The 1,412-nt window shown below is 37.9% G+C and carries 2 protein-coding genes; both read right to left on the minus strand.

The features are described from left to right. Positions 1-52: 52 nt before the first annotated feature. Positions 53-286: a hypothetical protein gene (locus Q0590_RS37765; protein WP_366970901.1), complete on the minus strand. Its 234-nt coding sequence runs from the start codon at positions 284-286 to the stop codon at positions 53-55. Positions 287-403: 117 nt separating this feature from the next. Further along, complete coding sequence (locus tag Q0590_RS37265; protein WP_302042773.1) at positions 404-1,249, minus strand: alpha/beta fold hydrolase; 846 nt, start codon at positions 1,247-1,249, stop codon at positions 404-406. Between the last annotated feature and the right edge of the window lie 163 nt (positions 1,250-1,412).

Consider the following 1,412-nt stretch of genomic DNA (forward strand, 5'->3'; position numbering starts at 1 on the left):
ATCATTATTGTATATAGAGAATTTACTACAGGTAATAGCTTTCTTTCATCCCTTATTGGCTAACCTTTAGCAACACTCGTCGATACCTGGTCAAAGCAGGGGTACCGCTGTCCTGTACCTCTACGATCAAATGAATCGTTTTGCCTTCCGCGTCTGTAGGAACAGTTAAGTGGATGGTAGGCTCTTGAGAGTTTGCTAGCACGACTTGTCCGCTATAGCTGTCTTCTTCCTGGTAAAGCCACCATCTGTAGTGCAGCTCATCCCTATCCGGATCAGAGGAGTCTATTGCCTTTTTACTTGTTAAGTAGAATTTTACTAAGGAATTAAAAACGTCTAAATGCTTCCATTCCTATACATAAAAGTTGCGCAAAGGCTACTTATCCTGTTTATCTTATCTTAGACATCACTTTGTGGAATTAAAGAAATTAATAGCAATTTCATTCATCAGCTCTGGTTTCTCATCAAAGACTGAATGAGATGTATTTGGAAGGATACATAACTGAGAATCTATAATGCTTCTATGCATTTCAAGCGCATGCTCTAATTTGATCATATCTCTATCACCTTGCAGAATCAAGGTTGGAATCTTCATCGATACAATTTTGCTCTGAGGAAAATACCCATCAGTTAACCACATTTTCTGCGTATTTTTAAGGTAAGTAGTTAGCTTTTCTGGTTGAGGCGTTAAGGATAAATAGGTTTTTGACCAGGCTGTATTCTCTTTTGCCCAACTTATCAAATCAGACTTTATCCATTTAATAGCTTCCTCACTCAAGCCATCTACTCGTGTGTTGGCACCCACAGCAATGAGTTTCTTTACTTTATCTGCTCTTTCTGCAGCTAGCATTAATCCAAGGATCCCTCCGTCGCTCCACCCCATAATATACAAACTATCCAGTTTAAGCAGATCTATAAACTGGGAGAGATAAGTTGATAGAAGTGGATAACTCAAGGAGTCAAGTTGACTGGAACGGCCATGGCCAGGACTATCAACGGCTATGATTAAATAATGCTTAGATAGTTCTGGTATGCATTTTTCAAAATTTACAATGGACCCAAGTCCACCATGAAGCAATAATAAGGGAGTTCCCTGCCCATAGGTTTCATAATACACTTTAATCTTATCTATGGTAATGTATTTCCCATTATCCCGATTGGAACCATACTTACTCATAGGGGCAGAAGCTTGAGCATAACTTTGGTGATTAATGATAATTAGCAATACCAAAAAAATGAGATACTTTTTCATAGGTATGGGTAAAGGGGTATACTAATCTAGCTTTCTCAGAGAAGCCCAAAAGATGGTACTTATCTGGGACAAAAAGCTTATAAAAGATAAGCTTTTAGTAGCCCAAAAGCAAATCTAGATAGGTTATAATACAATCCCCTTTAATATTAATATTCCAGCTTTT

Origin of the sequence: Rhodocytophaga aerolata, assembly GCF_030503435.1 — a bacterium.
In the GTDB taxonomy this organism is placed as follows: Bacteria; Bacteroidota; Bacteroidia; order Cytophagales; family 172606-1; genus Rhodocytophaga; species Rhodocytophaga aerolata.

Coding starts and splice junctions, on each gene's coding strand:
- Q0590_RS37265 (WP_302042773.1), bottom strand. CDS start 1,249: ATGAAAAAGTATCTCATTTTTTTGGTATTGCTAATTATCATTAATCAC.